This window comes from Pseudonocardia parietis (assembly GCF_017876315.1).
In the GTDB taxonomy this organism is placed as follows: Bacteria; Actinomycetota; Actinomycetes; order Mycobacteriales; family Pseudonocardiaceae; genus Pseudonocardia; species Pseudonocardia parietis.
The window spans coordinates 3,907,882-3,924,509 of sequence record NZ_JAGINU010000001.1 but is presented as its reverse complement, the minus strand read 5'-3'; the positions used below and the strand labels follow the sequence as shown (position 1 = coordinate 3,924,509).

Sequence of the window (16,628 nt, the reverse complement as noted above, 5' to 3'; positions counted from 1 at the left end):
GCCGGTGCCTCGTCCGGGAACGTCGGTGCGGGAAGCGGCGGATCCAGGTGATTGCGGGGCAGAACACCTAGGATCGGACGGGTCGGAAGGGGACGGCGATGGACGAGCGCGACCGGGCGCACCTCGAGCGCTGCGTCGAGCTGGCCGAACAGGCGCTCGAGGCCGGTGACGAACCGTTCGGGTCGGTCCTGGTGGACGCCTCCGGCACGGTGCGCGCCGAGGACCGCAACCGGGTCGCCGGCGGGGACCCGACCCGGCACCCGGAGTTCGAGCTGGCCCGGCTCTCGACCGACCTGCTGACCCCCGCCGAGCGGGCCGGGGCGACCGTGTACACCTCCGGCGAGCACTGCCCGATGTGCGCCGCCGCGCACGCGTGGGTGGGTCTGGGACGGATCGTCTACGCCTGCTCGACCGCGCAGCTCAGCACCTGGCGGCAGGAGATGGGGATGGCGCCGGGACCGGTGCGGCCGCTGCCGGTGTCGGATGTCGCGCCCGGCGTGCGGGTCGAGGGCCCCGACCCGGATCTCGCCCCGCGGGTGCGCGCGCTGCACGAGCGGTACCACCGAGAGCGCTGACGACGAGAGCGCTGACGGAGGCCCGGGGCGCGGCCGCCCCCGTCGCGGTCGCGCCCCGGACCGGTGGCCGACGGACCGGAAGGCTCCCCAGCACCCGGCCCGTACTGTGGTCGGTGACGTCGACGGAGTGCCCGTTCGCCGGTCGCCGCAACCCGACACGCCCACGATTCACCCGACCCGCGCAGTGCGGTCGCCGCGGGTGGTCCGGCCGGCCGCCGGGCGCCACCGGCTCGTCGGAACCGGAGGAGACCCGCCCGATGTCCTGGCTCCGTACCGTCGCCCGCCTGCTGCTCGGCGCCTTCCTGGTGGTGGCCGGCATCGCTCATCTGGTCGTGCCGTCCGAGTTCCTGGCCCAGGTCCCGCCCGTCCTGCCGGCGCGGGAGGCGATCGTGCTGGTGTCCGGGCTGGTGGAGATCGCACTCGGCGGCGCGCTCCTGTTCGCGCCGGCCCGGCACCGGGCGAGGGTCGGCATCGTGGTCGCGGCCCTGTTCGTCGTGGTCTTCCCGGGGAACGTGTCGCAGTACCTGACCGGGACCGACGCCTTCGGCCTGGACTCCGACGGTGCGCGAGCGACCCGGCTGCTGTTCCAGCCGGTGCTGGTCCTGTGGGCGCTGTGGGCGTGCGCGTCCCGGCCGGCGCTGCGCCGGGGCGCTGTGGTCACGTCGCCGGGCCGACCGGGAAGCGCAGGACCGCCCCGACACCGTCGGTGAGCGTGACGTCGTCGCCCGGCTCGGTGAGCACGACGGCACCGTCGGACGCGGCGACCGCGCGGATCAGCGCGTCCGGCGCCGGTGCGGCGGTGGTCGGCCCACCGGCGACCAGGTCATCGGCCTTCTCGGCGACCGCGGTCGGGTCCGCCCCCACCACCAGCTCGGTGCCCGGCACGGCGGCCGGGTCGATCAGCAGCGTCTCGACGGCGTGCGCGCGGGCCGCGGCGGCGACGTCCGGCACCCCGGTGACCGCGAGCCCGTCCGACCGGCCGGATGCGGTCGCGAAGCTGGTGACGGCCGTGCTCCGCCGCTGCTCGCGCACCTCGTCGGCGGCGGCGCGGACGGTGTCGTCGACCTGCTCGGGCACGGTCCCGCCGGTGTTCTCGATCTCCGCCATGATCTCGGCGGCCGCCGGCGTGAGCTCGTCGCGCAGCCGCGCCCGGGCCGGGGCGTCGCCGGCCACCACGAGCAGGGCGGCGTTCCCGCCGCGCACCAGCTTGTCCACCCGCTCGGCGACGGCCTGGGCGTTGCGCTTCCAGGTCTCCTCGACCCGCGCGTCGGCGCCGCCCTCACCGGGCCCGGCCGTGGCGGCCTTGTGCACGGGACCGGACGAGTCCGAGTCGACCGTCTCGAGGGCGCCGTCGACCCCGCGGACCCGGCCACCGGCGTTGTCGATCGCGACGACGACGGTCGGTACCTGTTCGCCGGCCGCGCGCAGGATCGGCAGCAGGTCCGGTACGCCGCCCCAGCTCGCGGTGCCCCGCTCGGGCGGGACCTCGGTGTGCCGGTCGACCAGCACGCGTTCGGCGTTCGCGACGAGCACCCGGCCCGCGGTGCCGTCCGGCACGGTCGCACCGGTGACGGCGTCGTCGAGCACGCCGAGGGTCGCGTCGTCGGCACCGGCGTCGGCGAGCCGCTCGCGCAGGTCGCGCCACCGGAGCCGGTACTGCTCGGTCGCGTCCGCGGTGTCGTGGGTGGCGTCCATGACGACGGTCGCGAACGGCCCGTCGCTCTCGGCCAGGGATCGGATCCAGTCGGTACGCATCACCACGGAACTTCCCGCCACGCCGACGGGCAAACCCGTCCGCGCGGCGTGCATCCCCGCAGCCGCGGGTACCCGGTTGCCATGGGTGACTACGAGGACCGGGTACTGCTCACCATCGGCCCCGACGCGGCGTTCACACACCTGTCGGACGTGCAGAACCTTCCGGAGCACTTCGCGGCGCTGCGCGACGCCCGCCTGGTCGCCGCCGACCGGGTCGAGGTCAGCGCGGACGTCGGCGGCGGAACCGTGCACGGCGAGGCCTGGCTGCACGTCGACAGCGACAACCGGCGGATGACCTGGGGCGCTCCCGGCCCGCACGACTACCGCGGCGAGCTGTCGGTCCGCGAGGCCGGGCCGGGTTCGGAGGTCGTCGTGCGGCTGCACACCGAGCAGGCCGAGGGCGTCGACGTGCAGCAGGGGCTGCGGGACTCGCTGCAGCTGATCGGGGACCAGCTGGGGACGCCCTGAACCCGCTCGCCCGTCCGGTTCGTGCGGTTGCACCCGTTCTCGGGCAGACTCGGTGATCACCTGCCCGCCCTGCCCCGGGAGCACCATGTCCGCACCGAACCGGCACGTCGCCGCCCCGACCTCGACGTCCACCGTGCCCGTGCTGGCGCTGCGCTCGCTGGCGGTCGCCACGGTCGTCGTGCTCGGGTGGCAGTTCGTCACCGCCGCGGGGCTGTTCACCGGGGGCGATGTCGGGCCACACGGCACCGGGGCGATCGTGCTGCACGTCGTGACCGGCCTGACGGCGCTGGCGGCCGGCTGGCTGGGTGGTGTCCGCGGCGGCCCGTGGTGGCCGACGGTCGTCGCCGGCGCCGTGTTCGCGTTCACCTTCGTGCAGGCCTCGTTCGGTGACATCGCCGGGCTGGTGGTGCACGTGCCCGGCGCGATGGCGCTCACCGTGGGGTCGGTCTGGGTGGCCGCGTGGTCCTTCCTCCACGCTCGATGAGGGCCTGCCCGATCTCTTGACCGGCGGCGACCGGCGGCCCAGGGTCGGAGGATGGCCACTCCCACCGTCCGCAGCGCCGCGCCCGGGGACCCGACGGGTTCCGTCGAGATGGGTTCCTTCGAGCCCACCCAGGAGGGCCTCGCGCTGCCGCAGCCGCCGACGTTCGCCACCAGCGCCGAGGAACGCCTGCACCGCAAGCAGCAGCTCGCGGGCGCCTTCCGGATCTTCGGCCGGTTCGGGTTCGGCGAGGGCGTCGCCGGGCACATCACGGTCCGCGACCCCGAGGACCCCGACATGTTCTGGGTGAACCCGTTCGGCATGTCGTTCCGGCACATCCGGGTCTCCGACCTGATCCTGGTCGACCACACCGGCGTCGTCCGGCACGGGGACAAGCCGGTCAACCGGGCCGGGTTCGTGATCCACTCGGCGGTGCACGAGGCCCGCCCGGACGTCGTCGCCGCCTGCCACGCGCACTCCGTGTACGGCAAGGCCTGGTCGGCGCTGGGCCGCCCGCTCGACCCGATCACCCAGGACGCCTGCGCGCTCTACGGCAACCACACCGTGGTCACCGACGGCGCCGGGGCGGTCGTCGTCGACGCCGAGGCCGGGCGGGCGCTCGCCGCCGGGCTCGGCGGGCACAGCATGTGCTTCCACCGCAACCACGGGATCTTCACCGTCGGCCGCACCGTCGCCGAGGCCGCGTGGTGGTTCGTGACGACCGAGCGGAACTGCCAGGCCGCGCTGCTCGCGGAGGCGGCCGGGACACCGACCCAGATCGACCACGAGAACGCCGTGTTCACCCGGGAGCAGACCGGGTCGCCGTACGCGGGCTGGTTCTCCTTCCAGCCGTTGTGGGACGAGATCGTGCGGACCGACCCGGACCTGTTCGACTGAGCTCGAGGCCGGCGCCGGTCCCCCGGCGGGTGCACGAGCGTGACGGATGTCCGATTCGGCGGGCGGGAACCCGCGACCGCCCATAGTCTCGGCCGGACCGGCGCGCAGCCGGCCGTCACGTCGATGCCGGCCGCCCGGGTCCGGACGATGTCCCGTCGTCCGGAGTGTCCGACAGGGCCCGCCCGGGCCCCCGGTTCCGGTGGGAGGCGGCGAGATGTTCGTCGAGACGGGTCAGGCCGAGCAGCGCGAGCGCGGTCGCTCCGATCCGGCACCACCGGCCCGCAGCTGGGCCGACGACGTCCGCCACCGGGTCCGCGCGCAGGTCGAGGAGACCGTGCGCCTGCGCTGCGCCGAGCACGTGCACTCGATGCACGGGTCGGGCTTCGTGTCCGGTGTGCTCACCGACTTCGTCGCCCGCGGCAAGTACCTGCGGTCGATGTTCGGCTACCTGGGCTGGCGCTCGGCCGCCCCGGACTCCCCCGCCGCGCTGAACGCCGTCGCCGGGCTGGAGCTGCTGCACGCCTTCGCCCTGCTGCAGGACGACGTCATGGACGGCTCGCTGCTGCGCCGCGGCCGCCCGACGGTGCACGTCCAGCTCGCGCAGTGGCACCGCGGGCAGCGCCTGTCCGGCTGCCCGGACCGGTTCGGCGAGTCCGGCGCGGTGCTGCTCGGTGACCTCTGCCTGGTCTGGGCCGAGCAGGCCATGCGGGAGAGCGGCCTGGGGCGCACGGTGCTCGAGCGCGGCTGGCCGCGCTACGACGCGATGCGCTCCGAGCTGGCGGTCGGGCAGTTCGCCGACCTGCTCAACGACGCGCGTCGGGTGCCCCCGCTCGACGAGGTGATGGACGTGCTGCGCCGCAAGTCCGGCAACTACACCGTGCGCCGGCCGCTGGAGCTGGGCGCCGCGATGGCCGGTGCCGACGACGATCTTCTGGACCTGCTCGGCGACTACGGCACGATGGTCGGCGAGGCGTTCCAGATGCGCGACGACGTCCTCGGTGTCTTCGGGACCGACGCCACCGGCAAGCCCACCGGCGACGACCTGGCCGAACGCAAGGCGACCAGCCTGGTCGTGCTCGCCAGGGAGCTCGCAGGCCCCGCGACGCGGCGCGAGCTCGACGCGCTGCTGTACGGCTCCGACGCCGTCGACGGTCCGGTCGACGTCCCCGCCGCACGGGCGCTGATCGACTTCACCGGCGCCCGCCGCCGGCTCGACGAGCTGATCACCACCCGGGTGCACGGTGCGCTGCGGCTGGTCGACGGCGCGGTCGCCGACGGCCGGCTCGCCGACGACGTGGCGGGCGTGCTGCGGGCGATGGCCGTCCGGTGCGCGGACCGGATCACGTGAGACACACCGCGCCCGGCCGGGCCCCCCGCACGGTGTCCGGACCGTCCGGTTCTACGCTCCGGATCATGGTCGACAGCTCCGCGTCCCGCGCCCCACGAACCGGAACCGTCGGCCGCGCCGGCCTGCCCCGCGACGAGGTCCCCACCCACTTCGACGACGGCGCGCGCGACTACGACCGCCTGGTCGGGATGAACCCCGGCTACCACGACCACCTGCGCGCCTCGGCCGCCCGGATGCGGCTGCCCCGCGACGGCGCGGGCCTGCGCCTGCTCGACGCCGGCTGCGGCACCGGGGCCTCGACCGCCGCGCTGCTCGGCGTCGCGCCGCGGGCCGAGATCGTCGCGATCGACGCCTCGGCCGGGATGCTGGAGCGGGCCCGGACCAAGCCGTGGCCGGGCTCGGTGCGGTTCGTGCACACCACGGCGGAGTCGATGGCCGAGGCCGGCGTCGAGGGCCCGTTCGACGGGATCCTCGCCGCCTACCTGCTGCGCAACCTCGACGACCCGGACGCCCAGCTGCGCCGCTTCCACGAGCTGCTGCGCCCCGGCGGGACCCTCGCGCTGCACGAGTACTCGGTCGCCGACTCGCCGCGGGCCCGCGCTGTGTGGCACGCGGTGTGCTGGGGCGTGATCGTCCCGCTGGGCCGGGCCACCACCGGGGAGACCGCGCTCTACCGGCACCTGTGGCGCAGCGTCAACACCTTCGACGGCATCAGCCGGCTGCGCGGGCGGCTGCGTGCCGCCGGTTTCGACGCCGTCCAGTCCGAGACGATGACCGGCTGGCAGAACGGCGTCGTGCACACCGTGCTGGGGTCGCGGCCGTGAGTGCGCACCCGGTCGACCCGCGGCGGGTGCACCACCCGCCCGCAGGCGGTCTCGGCGACGCGGGCCTGCTCGGGCGGCGGCCGCGGGCGGTCGTGGTCGGCGGCGGGATCGCCGGGTTGGCCGCGGCGACCGGGCTGGCCGAGCGCGGCGTCGTCGTCGAGGTGCTGGAGCGCGAGCCCCACCTCGGCGGCCGGGTCGGTGGCTGGTCGGAGCAGCTGCCCGACGGCACCCCGGTGTCGATGAGCCGCGGCTTCCACGCGTTCTTCCGGCAGTACTACAACCTGCGCAACCTGCTCCGGCGCGGCGACCCGGGACTCGACCGTCTCGTGCCCCTGGAGGACTACCCGCTCCTCGACGCCGAGGGCCGGCTCGACAGCTTCCGCGGGCTCCCCCGCACCCCGCCGTGGAACGCCGTGCTGTTCGCGCTGCGCAGCCCCACCTTCCGGCCGGCGGACCTGATCCGGCTCGACCCGCGGGCGGCCGCACCGCTGGCGAACGTGTCGGTGCCCGGGATCTACGAGGCGCTCGACCATGTCGACGCCGCGAGCTTCGTCGAGTCGATCAACTTCCCGCCCGCGGCGCGGCACCTCGCGTTCGAGGTGTTCTCCCGCAGCTTCTTCGCCCCGCCGTCGACGATGTCGGCCGCCGAGCTGGCGACGATGTTCCACATCTACTTCCTCGGCTCCGCCGAGGGACTGATGTTCGACGTCCCGGACGACGGGTTCGACATCGCGCTGTGGGAACCGTTGCGGCACTACCTGACCACCCGCGGCGTCACGTTCCGGACCGGCGTCGCGGCGTCGTCGGTCACGAAAGACCACAGTGGAGTGTTCCACGTGGATCATTCGGCCGGCGGTTCCACTGCGGAGGCCGTGGTGCTCGCCCCGGACGTCCGGGGACTGCGGGAGATCGTCGCCGCCTCACCCGAGCTGGGTACGGCCGACTCCGCCGTCGCCGGGCCGGACGCGCTGGGCCGCTGGCGCGACGACGTCGCCGCACTCCGCAGCGCACCCCCGTTCCTGGTCCAGCGGCTCTGGCTGGACCGCCCGGTGCGCGAGGACCGGCCGCCGTTCCTCGGCACCGGTGGTCTCTACCCGCTGGACAACATCTCCGTGCTGGACCGCTACGAGCACGACGCGGCCGGGTGGGCCGCCCGGCACGGCGGGTCGGTGGTGGAGCTGCACGCCTACTCCGCGGCGGTGCCGCCCGACGCCGACGAGGACGCCTGGACCGCCGAGCTGCGCACCCGCTGCCTGGCCCGGCTGCACGAGGTCTACCCGGAGACCGCCGGGGCGCGGATCGTCGGCGAGCTCGTCCAGTGGCGCGCCGACTGCCCGATGTTCGGCGTCGGCGGCTTCGCCCGCCGCCCGACGGTCGCCACCCCGGTGGACGGCCTGGTGCTGGCCGGCGACGGCATCCGGATCGACCTGCCCGTAGCGCTGATGGAACGCGCGGCGAGTACCGGCTGGCAGGCCGCGAACCGGTTGCTGGCCGGGTGGGGGCTCGCCGGGCACCCGCTCGAAACCGTCCCCACCGGTGGCCGGCTCGGCCCGCTGACGCGAGCCGCCGGGTACGCGATGCGACCGCGTTGAGGAGTACCCCGACATGACCCTGTTGCCCCGCCTCACCGGTCGGTGGCCGGCGACCTGGCCGCTGCAGCCGCTGCCCGCCTCCGACTGGGCCCGCCAGCAACCCACCTACGCCGCCGCCGACCCGAAGCTGATCTCCGCGGCGCTGGAACGGGCCCAGGCGCGGCCGTCGGGGAACTGGTTCGTGCTCGCGTCGAGCAGGCAGGTCCGGGCGGACCGGCCGTTCGGCACCCGGGTCGGCGGGATCGAGCTCGTCGCCTGGCGGGACGCCTCGGGCCGGGTGCGGGTCGGGCCGGGTGCCTGCCCGCACCTCGGGGCGCCGATGGCGCTCGCCGCCGTCGACCGCGGTGAGCTGGTGTGCCGCTGGCACGGCCTGCGCCTGGGCAGCACGTCCGGGCCCGGCTGGGCGCTACACCCCGCGTACGACGACGGCGTGCTGGTCTGGGCCCGGCTCGACGACGTCGGCGGCGAGGAGCCCGCCGAGGAGCCCGTCGTACCGGCCCGGCCGGGCGGGCCGACCCTGGACGCGGTCACCACGCTCACCGGCGTCTGCGAACCCGAGGACATCGTCGCGAACCGGCTCGACCCGTGGCACGGCGCGTGGTTCCACCCGTACTCGTTCCAGCGGCTCGACGTCGAGTCGGCGCCGGCCGTCACCGACGTCACCGAGGCCGGGGACCGGTTCCTGGTCACGGTCACGTTCAAGGTCGGCCCGCGGATCGGTGTCCCGGTGCGGGCCGAGTTCGTGTGCCCGGAGCCGCGCACGGTCGTGATGCGGATCGTGGAGGGCGAGGGCGTCGGCAGCGTCGTCGAGACGCACGCGACCCCGCGCGGCCCCGGGCGCGACGGACGGCCACGGACCTCGGTGATCGAGGCCGTCGTCGCCGGGTCGGAGCGGCCCGGGTTCGCCGTCGCCTCCCGCCTGGCCCCCGCGATCCGCCCGGCGATGGCGATGGCCGCGACGAAGCTCTGGCGCGACGACATGGACTACGCACAACGCCGCTACGAGATGCGTACGCGGGCGCTTTGAGCGGCTTCACACCCTTTCGCTGCACCGCACACCGGTTGCAGCGGGTGTGCGGAGCAGCGAACAGGTGTGAAGCAGGCCCTGTCAGCCGGTCACCGTGGCCGGTGTTGCGGTTACGGGGTCGGTGGTCGCGTCTTCGGGGGGACGGCGCGGGATGAACGCGGTGATCACCATCGCCACCAGGGCGGCGGCCGCGCCGAGGATCATCACGACCACGAACGCGGCCTCCGAGGGCATCTCCGTGCCGGCGACGGTGGTCGTGAGCTGCGCCAGGAGCACGCCGGCCACGGCGCTGGCGGCACTCGTCCCGACCGCACGCATGAGGTTGTTGAGGCCGTTGGCCGCGGCCGTCTGCGACCGCGGGACCGCTGCCATCACCAGCGACGGCATCGCACCGTAGGCGAGCCCGATCCCGGAGCTGATCACCACCGAGGACAGCACCAGGTGCCAGATCTCGCTGTGGAACACCGCCCCGAGGACGTACCCGGCCGCGACGACCACGGCACCCACCATCAGCGTCGTACGCGGACCGGACGCGGCGCTGATCCGCGCCGACACGGGCGACATCGCCATCATGCACAGCCCGGCCGGGGTCAGCACCAGGCCGGCGACCAGGATCGACCGGCCGAGACCGTAACCGCTCTCGACCGGCAGCTGCAGCAGCTGCGGGAAAACCAGCGACATCGCGAACATCGAGAAGCCGAAGACGGCCGATGCGGCGTTGGTCAGCGCGACCTGCCGCCGACGGCTGACCCGCAGGTCGACCAGCGGCTCGCGGGTCCGCAGCTCCCACCACGTCCATCCGGCGAGAGCGACGGCGGTCGTACCGAACAGGCCCAGCACCGTCGGCGACGACCAGCCCCACGCCCCGCCCTTGGAGATCGCCAGGAACAGGCAGACGAGCACGATCGAGAGGGCGACGGCACCGACGAGGTCGAAACGTCCGCCGGTGCGGTGCGGCGACTCCGGCACCACGGTCACGACGAGCACCACCGTGAGCGCCCCGAGCGCGCCCGCCCCCCAGAAGAGCATGTGCCAGTCCCAGGCCTGCGCGACGAACGCCGCGATCGGGAGGCCGAGCGCGCCGCCGACGCCGAGCGAGGCGCTCATCAGCGCGGTGGCCGAACCCAGCCGCTCGGCGGGCAGGAGATCCCGCATCAGGCTGATCCCCAGCGGGACGACACCTGCGGCCAGGCCCTGCAGGGCACGCCCGACCACCAGGGGGACCAGCGACTGGCTCAACGCCCCGATGACCGAGCCGGTGACCAGCACGACCAGGCACAGCAGCAGCATGCGGCGCTTGCCGACCATGTCGGCGAGCCGCCCCACGACCGGCGTCGCGACGGCGCCGGCCAGCAGCGTCGCCGTCACGATCCAGGCGGCGTCGGCCTGCGTCGCCCCGATGAGCCGGGGGAACTGGGGAAGCAGCGGGATGACGATCGTCTGCTGGAGCGACACGACGATCCCGGCCAGCGCCAGGACCGCGACGGTCGTCGACGGGGACGGCGGGTGGGCGGGAGTGGGTCCGGAGCGGGTCACGTCTCGATACCTTAAATCACTCGCTTGATTTGAAATCAAGTGGCGTGCTGAAATGGTCCGGTCGATGTCCGCTCCGCGAGGCGCCCGGCACCAGGGAGAGACCATGTCCGCACACACCCGGACCGACCGCAACGCCAGGACCCGCGAGCGCATCCTGGACGCCGCCGAGCGCCTCTTCGCCGAGCACGGCGTGCACGCGGTCTCCAACAGGGCGATCGCGGACGCGGCCGATCAGGGGAACACGGCCGCGGTGGGCTACCACTTCGGCTCGAAGATGGACCTGGTCCGGACGCTCGTCCGGCGGCGGGCGGTCGAGGTCGACCGGCGACGGGCCGAGATGACCGCCCGGCTGGACGGCGGGGCCGGACTGCGCGACTGGGTCGCGTGCCTCGTCCGGCCGCTGGTCGACCACATGGTGGAGCTCGGCGGAGCGACCTGGTACTCGCGGTTCGGCGCGCAGGTGATGACCGATCCCGTGCTGCGCGAGGTGATGGTCGCCGAGTCGCTGCACTCCCGGGCGCTGACCACCGCCCTCGACGGGCTCAACGCCTGCCTGCCCGCGCTGCCGCCCGACGTGCGCGCCCGGCGCAACGAGATCTGCCGGGTACTCATCGTGCACTTCCTCGCCGAGTGCGAGACCACCCTGCCCACGACGAGCGCGACCGCGTCGCGCCGGCACTGGAACGAGGCGGCCGACGCGCTGATCGACGCCCTCGTCGGCATCGCCACCTCGCCGGTCACCCGCGGCACGGTCGCGGCATCGAGCGGCCGCGGCGCGTGATCACCCGTTGAGGAGCGCGACGTCCGGCTGCCGCACGCCGCACTCCTCAACGGGTGATCACCGGCCGCGCGCGCCGGCCGTGCGCAGCGCGCGCGGCGGGACCCCGAACCAGCGCCGCACGGCCCGGGTCAGTGCGGACTGCTCGGCGAGCCCCACCATCGCCGCGACCTGGCTGAACGGCAGGTCGGTCCGGGTGATGAGGCGCTCGGCGACGTCGCGGCGGGCGTCGTCGACCACCCGCTCGAACGTCGTGTCCTCGGCCGCGAGGTAGCGCTGCAGGGTGCGCGGGTGCACCCGCAGCAGCCGGGCCACCGAGCCGACCCGCACCGGGCCGGTGCCCAGCGAGCGGTCCACGGCCGTGCGGACCCGGTCGGTTACCCGGCGGCCGGGCCGGTCGAAGTGGGTCTCCAGGTACTCGATCGCAATCGCCCGCACGGTCAGGTCGCCCCCCAGCGGACGGCGCAGCAGATCGGCAGGCACCCGCAGCAGCGCGGCGGGCCGGTCGAAGCGCACCTCGGCGCCGAAGAAGTCCCGGTAGCGCTGCTCGGGCGCCAGCGCCGGGTGCGGCAGGTGCACCGACCGCAGCCCGTACGGGCCGCCCGCGAGCAGTCCGACGATCCGGTGCAGCACCCCGGTCCCGAGGTCCGCGACGTGCGGCGGCAGCGGCTCGGTGCTGCCGTACTCCACGCCCGTGACACCGGGGACACCCTCGGGATCGGCCACCGCCGCCACCGTCAGGGCCGGGCTGTGCACGTAGAGGTATCGCGACGCGCAGTCCAGCGCGTCGCTCAGGGTCGCCGAGTTCTGCACCGCGACGGCGAGCGGTCCCAGGACCTCCGGGCCCTGCCGCTCGGCGAGCCGCAGCCCGAGATCGGCGCAGCCCAGCTCGGCGGCCGCGGTCTCCAGCACCCGGGCCACCGAGCGGGTCGGCACCAGCGCGTCCGGATCCGCACCGTCCACGGCGGAGGCCGAGATGTGGAAGCGGGCGAGCATCGCCGCGCCGTCTCCTCCGAGCTCACCGACCAGCCCGGGCAGTCCCCGCAGCGCCCTCGCCCGGGTGAGCGAATCCGTCCCCATGTCGTGTGAGGTTAAGTAGTTGTCGCGTCAGGTCAAGTTACTCCCGGTAGGTTTCAGGCACACTGGCCCCAGCCAGCAAGTCAGAGCAGACGACGGCAGAGCAGGAGGCGCTCCATGACGCAGCCCACCCCGGAACCCGTCCCCGAACACCGGGACGTGATCATCGTCGGCGCCGGGCTGTCCGGCATCGGCGCCGCGTGCCGGCTCCGCCAGGAGCTGCCCGGCAAGGACTACGCGATCCTCGAGGGCCGCGAGAACATCGGCGGCACCTGGGACCTGTTCCGCTACCCGGGCATCCGCTCGGACTCGGACATGTTCACCCTCGCCTATCCGTTCAAGCCGTGGCGGGACCCCAAGTCGATCGCCGACGGCGACAGCATCCGTGACTACATCGCCGAGGCCGCCCGCGAGTACGGCGTCACCGACCACATCCGGTTCGGCACCCGTGTCGCCGGCGCCTCCTGGGACTCGGCGACCGCCCGCTGGACGGTCGAGGCGACCACCGCGGCGGGCACCCGCCACTACACCTGCGACTTCCTGTTCATGTGCTCGGGCTACTACGACTACGACCGGGGCCACCAGCCCGACTTCCCGGGCCGCGAGGACTTCGCAGGCACCTGGGTGCACCCGCAGTTCTGGCCCGAGGACCTCGACCACGAGGGCAAGCGGATCGTCGTCATCGGGTCGGGCGCGACCGCGGTCACCCTGATCCCGTCGCTCGCCGAGTCCGCCGAGCACGTCACGATGCTGCAGCGCTCGCCGTCGTACCTGACGGCGCTGCCGAGCCGCGACCCGGTGGCCGACCGGCTGCGCAAGATCCTGCCGGCGAAGCTCGCCCACAGCATCCTGCGACTGCAGTACGTCACCCTGACCCAGGCCTTCTACCAGCTCGCGCGCCGCAGGCCCGAGCGCGTCAAGAAGGTCCTGCGCGGGATCGCGCTGCGGTTCCTGAAGGACGAGTCCTACGTGGACGAGCACTTCACGCCGTCCTACGAGCCCTGGGACCAGCGCCTGTGCGTGGTCCCGGAGGGCGACTTCTTCAAGACCATCGCCCGGGGCACCGCGTCGGTCGTCACCGACCACATCGACCGGATCACCGAGAAGGGCATCCGGCTGCGCTCGGGCGAGAAGCTCGAGGCCGACGTCATCGTCTCGGCGACCGGGCTGTCGCTCACCCCGCTGGGCGGCATCACGATCCACATCGACGGCGAGCAGGTCGACATCGGCAAGACCGTCACCTACCGCGGGCTGATGCTCTCCGGCGTCCCGAACCTGGCGTTCTGCATCGGCTACGTCAACGCGTCCTGGACGCTGCGCGCCGACCTGGTCGCCCGCTACGTGCCGCGGCTGCTGGGGCTCATGGACCGCGAGCGGATCGCCGTCGCCACACCGGCACCGACGGTGTCCCCGGACCGGCCGCTGCTGGACCTGGAGTCCGGCTACGTCAAGCGGTCCGAGCACCTGTTCCCGCGCCAGGGCCGCCGGGACCCGTGGCGGTTGCACCAGAACTTCTTCCTCGACGCCGTCGGCCTCGGCCGGGCCGACCTGCGCAAGGACATGCTGATGACCCCCGCGTCCGCCGTGGGCGCGCGGTCGGCCGCCGTCACCAGGCCGTCGGTGGCGGGCATCGCGGCCGACGCAGCCGCCGCCGGCACCGGATCCCGCACCGAGCAGGAGGTCGCCTCGTGAGCCGCACACCGTTCCGATTCGCCGAGGGCACCGCCGTGGTCACCGGTGCGGCCGGGGGCATGGGCGAGCACGTCGCCCGGCTGCTCGCCGGGCGCGGCAGCGATCTCGTGCTCGTCGACCGCGACGGCGACCGGCTCGACACCCTCGCCGCGCAGATCCGGGCCGCGCACCCGGGCCTGTCGGTGACCGCCGAGACCGTGGACCTCGCCGAGCGCGACGCCGTCGACGCCCTCGCCTCCCGCATCCTCGCCGGGCACCCGGAGATCCGGCTGCTGGTCAACAACGCCGGCGTCGCGCTGGGCGGTGACTTCGCGCGGCTGACCCTCGACGAGTTCGACTGGGTCATGGACGTCAACTTCCACGCCCCGGTGCGGCTGACCCACGCGCTGCTCCCCGCGCTGACCGCACGGCCCGGCGCACACGTGGTGAACGTGTCCAGCCTGTTCGGCCTCATCGCGCCGCCCGGCCAGTCGGCGTACTGCTCATCGAAGTTCGCGCTGCGCGGCTTCTCCGAGGCGTTGCGGGCCGAGCTCGCCCAGGTCGGCGCCACCGTGACGACCGTGCACCCGGGCGGGATCAGGACGGGCATCGCGACGTCCGCGCGGGTCGGGGTGAACATCCCCGCCGAGGAGGCCGAGCAGGGCAAGCGGGACTTCGAGAAGCTGCTGACCTTCCCCGCGGACCGAGCGGCGGGCCTGATCGTCGAGGCGATCGAGAAGCGCAGGCCACGGCTGCTCATCGGCGCCAGCGCGAAGATCCCGGACGCACTCGCCCGGCTCGCCCCGGCGAACAGCCTCAAGCTCTTCGCGAAGCTGGTCGGCGCGTCCGGGCGGCGGACGACGGCGGGCGCCCGGTGACCGCAGGCCCGAGCTTCGCCGGCCCCCGCTTCGTCGATGTGCACGGCACCCGCATCCGGGTCCGCGAGTCCGGCGACCCGGCGGGCGAGCCCGTCCTGCTGCTGCACGGCATCGGCCGGAGCCTGGAGGACTGGGACGCCCAGCACGAGCTCCTCACCCGCTACCGGGTGATCGCCGCCGATCTCGCCGGGTTCGGCTACTCCGACCGCGTACCCGGGCCGGCCACCCTGGAGAAGCTCGCCGACACCGCCGTCGCGACCCTGGACGTGCTCGGCGCGACCGGGCCCGCGCACGTCATGGGCAACTCGCTCGGTGGCGCGGTGGCCCTGCTGATGTCGGTGCGCCATCCGGAGCGGGTCGCGTCGCTGGTGCTGGCGGACCCGGCGGGCTTCGGCACCGAGGTGGCACCGGCGCTGCGGATCCTCGGCGTCCCGCTGCTGGGCAGGCTGCTCATGGGCCGGTTCGACATCCGCGCCGCCCGGCAGACCGAACGGTCGCTGTTCGTGGACCACTCGCTGGTCACCGAGGAAAGGGTGCGGCGCGGCCTCGACATCGGGCGGCGCCCGGAGTTCGCGCAGACGTTCCTGGAGATCGCCACCGAGCTGGGCACCGTGCGCGGGATCCGGCCGGGCTGGCGCCGGGCGCTGCTCGGCGCCGCCGCGCGGGCACCGAAGCCGACCCTGGTCGTCTGGGGCGAGCGCGACGTGATCCTGCCGGTCGCGCAGCTGCGGGCGGCGGCGCGGGAACTGCCGCACGTGGCGACCCACGTGTTCGGCCGGGTCGGGCACATGCCGCAGATCGAGGTGCCGGAGCGGTTCGCGCAACTCGCGCTCGACCACATCGGCGCGGCCGGGCTCACCGCTTGTCGGGAACGCCCTGATAGGTCGTCCACGACGGTGCCACCAGCCACCCCGCATCGACCGGGAGGTTGACCCCGGTGATCGCCGAGGCCGCGTCGGAGGCCAGGAAGCACACCGCGTCCGCGACCTCGTGGGTCCGCACCATGCGTCCCAGCGCGGACGCCTCGGTCAGGTTGGCCGGGTTCCGCAGGCCCCGGTCGATCTGGTCCTGCAGGAGCGGGGTCAGGACGTAGCCCGGCGACACCGAGTTCACCCGGACACCGGAGCGGCCCCACTCGGTCGCCAGGTCCGCGGTCATCGCGATCACCGCGGCCTTCGCCGGCGTGTAGGAGTGCAGCGGCATCGACCGCATGCCGGCGATCGACGCGATCGTGACGATGCTCCCGCTCCCCCGCGTCGCCATCCGGCGCCCGACCGCGACGGCGCACAGCCAGGTGCCCCGCAGGTCGACGTCGAGGACCTTGTCCCAGGTCGACTGGTCCAGCTCCTCCGGCGGGTGCGGCGGCTGCGTGATCCCGGCCGAGGTCACCAGCACGTCGATCGGACCGACGCTCTCCTCGGCCGTCGTGACCGCGGCGGTCACCGACTCCTGCGAGGTCACGTCCATCACGACGACATGGCCGCCGACCTCGCCCGCGATCTCACGGGCCCGTGCCTCGTCGACGTCGGCGACGACGACGGTGGCCCCCGCGGCGGCCGCCCGGCGGCCGACCTCCGCCCCGATGCCGCTCGCGCCACCGGTGATGAGGACGACGCGTCCGGCGAGTGAGGACGTCATGAGCGGCTCCCTGGTCGTGTACCGGCTACGACGGTCGTTCCTTTTTCTGTAGAACGACCGATCCAGTAAACGACCGTAGGGGC

The 16,628-nt window shown here is 74.1% G+C and carries 17 protein-coding genes; 13 read left to right on the top strand and 4 right to left on the bottom strand.

All coding sequences use genetic code 11. The features are described 5' to 3' along the window. The first annotated feature begins 98 nt into the window (after positions 1-98). Both JOF36_RS18610 and JOF36_RS18605 read left to right on the top strand, forming a co-directional pair. Positions 99-575 (top strand): nucleoside deaminase, encoded by a 477-nt coding sequence (locus JOF36_RS18610; RefSeq protein ID WP_210028278.1) that lies wholly within the window; start codon positions 99-101, stop codon positions 573-575. 257 nt (positions 576-832) lie between these two features. Continuing rightward, positions 833-1,285 carry a DoxX family protein gene (locus JOF36_RS18605; protein ID WP_210028276.1) on the top strand — a complete coding sequence of 151 codons (453 nt, stop codon included), beginning with the start codon at positions 833-835 and terminating at the stop codon, positions 1,283-1,285. On the opposite strand, the gene JOF36_RS18600 is transcribed toward JOF36_RS18605, so the two are convergent. Continuing rightward, the gene (locus tag JOF36_RS18600; protein WP_245352161.1) at positions 1,233-2,330 is read right to left on the bottom strand and encodes a baeRF2 domain-containing protein; all 1,098 of its coding nucleotides are present in this window, start codon (positions 2,328-2,330) and stop codon (positions 1,233-1,235) included. The two genes, JOF36_RS18605 and JOF36_RS18600, sit on opposite strands and share 53 nt — an antisense overlap. Positions 2,331-2,411: 81 nt before the next feature. On the opposite strand from JOF36_RS18600, the gene JOF36_RS18595 reads away from it, so the two are divergent. The 7 genes from JOF36_RS18595 (at position 2,412) to JOF36_RS18565 (ending at position 8,967) form a co-directional block, all read left to right on the top strand. Beyond that, the gene (locus JOF36_RS18595; RefSeq protein WP_210028272.1) at positions 2,412-2,798 is read left to right on the top strand and encodes an SRPBCC family protein; all 387 of its coding nucleotides are present in this window, start codon (positions 2,412-2,414) and stop codon (positions 2,796-2,798) included. A gap of 85 nt (positions 2,799-2,883) precedes the next feature. Further along, positions 2,884-3,282 carry a hypothetical protein gene (locus tag JOF36_RS18590; RefSeq protein ID WP_210028271.1) on the top strand — a complete coding sequence of 133 codons (399 nt, stop codon included), beginning with the start codon at positions 2,884-2,886 and terminating at the stop codon, positions 3,280-3,282. Positions 3,283-3,333: 51 nt separating this feature from the next. Continuing rightward, positions 3,334-4,176, top strand: a complete 843-nt coding sequence (locus JOF36_RS18585; RefSeq protein WP_372447390.1) for a class II aldolase/adducin family protein — start codon at positions 3,334-3,336, stop codon at positions 4,174-4,176. A 214-nt stretch (positions 4,177-4,390) separates the two neighbouring features. After that, entirely contained in the window at positions 4,391-5,524 is a 1,134-nt protein-coding gene (locus JOF36_RS18580) for a polyprenyl synthetase family protein (protein ID WP_210028270.1), read from the top strand. A 65-nt stretch (positions 5,525-5,589) separates the two neighbouring features. Beyond that, on the top strand, positions 5,590-6,348 hold the full coding sequence (locus tag JOF36_RS18575; RefSeq protein ID WP_210028269.1) for a class I SAM-dependent methyltransferase: 759 nt from the start codon (positions 5,590-5,592) through the stop codon (positions 6,346-6,348). Then, complete coding sequence (locus JOF36_RS18570) at positions 6,345-7,940, top strand: FAD-dependent oxidoreductase (RefSeq protein WP_372447389.1); 1,596 nt, start codon at positions 6,345-6,347, stop codon at positions 7,938-7,940. The genes JOF36_RS18575 and JOF36_RS18570 overlap by 4 nt, the downstream gene beginning before the upstream one ends. A 13-nt stretch (positions 7,941-7,953) precedes the next feature. Then, positions 7,954-8,967, top strand: a complete 1,014-nt coding sequence (locus JOF36_RS18565; RefSeq protein ID WP_210028268.1) for a Rieske (2Fe-2S) protein — start codon at positions 7,954-7,956, stop codon at positions 8,965-8,967. 81 nt (positions 8,968-9,048) lie between these two features. Here JOF36_RS18565 and JOF36_RS18560 read toward each other — a convergent pair whose 3' ends face one another. After that, on the bottom strand, positions 9,049-10,503 hold the full coding sequence (locus tag JOF36_RS18560; RefSeq protein ID WP_307862455.1) for an MFS transporter: 1,455 nt from the start codon (positions 10,501-10,503) through the stop codon (positions 9,049-9,051). Between the two features lie 103 nt (positions 10,504-10,606). On the opposite strand from JOF36_RS18560, the gene JOF36_RS18555 reads away from it, so the two are divergent. Next, positions 10,607-11,284 carry a TetR/AcrR family transcriptional regulator gene (locus JOF36_RS18555; RefSeq protein WP_210028266.1) on the top strand — a complete coding sequence of 226 codons (678 nt, stop codon included), beginning with the start codon at positions 10,607-10,609 and terminating at the stop codon, positions 11,282-11,284. Positions 11,285-11,341: 57 nt separating this feature from the next. Here the strand turns inward: JOF36_RS18555 and JOF36_RS18550 are convergent, their stop codons facing one another. Continuing rightward, complete coding sequence (locus JOF36_RS18550) at positions 11,342-12,361, bottom strand: AraC family transcriptional regulator (protein ID WP_210028265.1); 1,020 nt, start codon at positions 12,359-12,361, stop codon at positions 11,342-11,344. A 114-nt stretch (positions 12,362-12,475) separates the two neighbouring features. Between JOF36_RS18550 and JOF36_RS18545 the strand changes: the two genes are divergently transcribed. From JOF36_RS18545 to JOF36_RS18535, 3 genes are read left to right on the top strand one after another with little or no spacing between them, the layout of a single operon-like run. Beyond that, positions 12,476-14,050, top strand: coding sequence for a flavin-containing monooxygenase (locus JOF36_RS18545; RefSeq protein ID WP_210028263.1), 1,575 nt, complete (start codon positions 12,476-12,478; stop codon positions 14,048-14,050). Beyond that, on the top strand, positions 14,047-14,907 hold the full coding sequence (locus tag JOF36_RS18540; protein ID WP_210028261.1) for an SDR family NAD(P)-dependent oxidoreductase: 861 nt from the start codon (positions 14,047-14,049) through the stop codon (positions 14,905-14,907). The genes JOF36_RS18545 and JOF36_RS18540 overlap by 4 nt, the downstream gene beginning before the upstream one ends. Beyond that, positions 14,904-15,839: an alpha/beta fold hydrolase gene (locus JOF36_RS18535; protein WP_210028259.1), complete on the top strand. Its 936-nt coding sequence runs from the start codon at positions 14,904-14,906 to the stop codon at positions 15,837-15,839. The genes JOF36_RS18540 and JOF36_RS18535 overlap by 4 nt, the downstream gene beginning before the upstream one ends. On the opposite strand, the gene JOF36_RS18530 is transcribed toward JOF36_RS18535, so the two are convergent. After that, a complete protein-coding gene (locus JOF36_RS18530) occupies positions 15,763-16,545 on the bottom strand; it encodes an SDR family NAD(P)-dependent oxidoreductase (RefSeq protein WP_210028257.1) in 783 nt (260 codons plus the stop codon). The two genes, JOF36_RS18535 and JOF36_RS18530, sit on opposite strands and share 77 nt — an antisense overlap. Between the last annotated feature and the right edge of the window lie 83 nt (positions 16,546-16,628).

Excerpts from the sequence above, each read along its gene's own strand:
- JOF36_RS18610 (WP_210028278.1), top strand. The coding sequence starts at position 99 with ATGGACGAGCGCGACCGGGCGCACCTCGAGCGCTGCGTCGAGCTGGCC.
- JOF36_RS18605 (WP_210028276.1), top strand. The coding sequence starts at position 833 with ATGTCCTGGCTCCGTACCGTCGCCCGCCTGCTGCTCGGCGCCTTCCTG.
- JOF36_RS18600 (WP_245352161.1), bottom strand. The coding sequence starts at position 2,330 with ATGCGTACCGACTGGATCCGATCCCTGGCCGAGAGCGACGGGCCGTTC.
- JOF36_RS18595 (WP_210028272.1), top strand. The coding sequence starts at position 2,412 with ATGGGTGACTACGAGGACCGGGTACTGCTCACCATCGGCCCCGACGCG.
- JOF36_RS18590 (WP_210028271.1), top strand. The coding sequence starts at position 2,884 with ATGTCCGCACCGAACCGGCACGTCGCCGCCCCGACCTCGACGTCCACC.
- JOF36_RS18585 (WP_372447390.1), top strand. The coding sequence starts at position 3,334 with ATGGCCACTCCCACCGTCCGCAGCGCCGCGCCCGGGGACCCGACGGGT.
- JOF36_RS18580 (WP_210028270.1), top strand. The coding sequence starts at position 4,391 with ATGTTCGTCGAGACGGGTCAGGCCGAGCAGCGCGAGCGCGGTCGCTCC.
- JOF36_RS18575 (WP_210028269.1), top strand. The coding sequence starts at position 5,590 with ATGGTCGACAGCTCCGCGTCCCGCGCCCCACGAACCGGAACCGTCGGC.
- JOF36_RS18565 (WP_210028268.1), top strand. The coding sequence starts at position 7,954 with ATGACCCTGTTGCCCCGCCTCACCGGTCGGTGGCCGGCGACCTGGCCG.
- JOF36_RS18555 (WP_210028266.1), top strand. The coding sequence starts at position 10,607 with ATGTCCGCACACACCCGGACCGACCGCAACGCCAGGACCCGCGAGCGC.
- JOF36_RS18550 (WP_210028265.1), bottom strand. The coding sequence starts at position 12,361 with ATGGGGACGGATTCGCTCACCCGGGCGAGGGCGCTGCGGGGACTGCCC.
- JOF36_RS18545 (WP_210028263.1), top strand. The coding sequence starts at position 12,476 with ATGACGCAGCCCACCCCGGAACCCGTCCCCGAACACCGGGACGTGATC.
- JOF36_RS18530 (WP_210028257.1), bottom strand. The coding sequence starts at position 16,545 with ATGACGTCCTCACTCGCCGGACGCGTCGTCCTCATCACCGGTGGCGCG.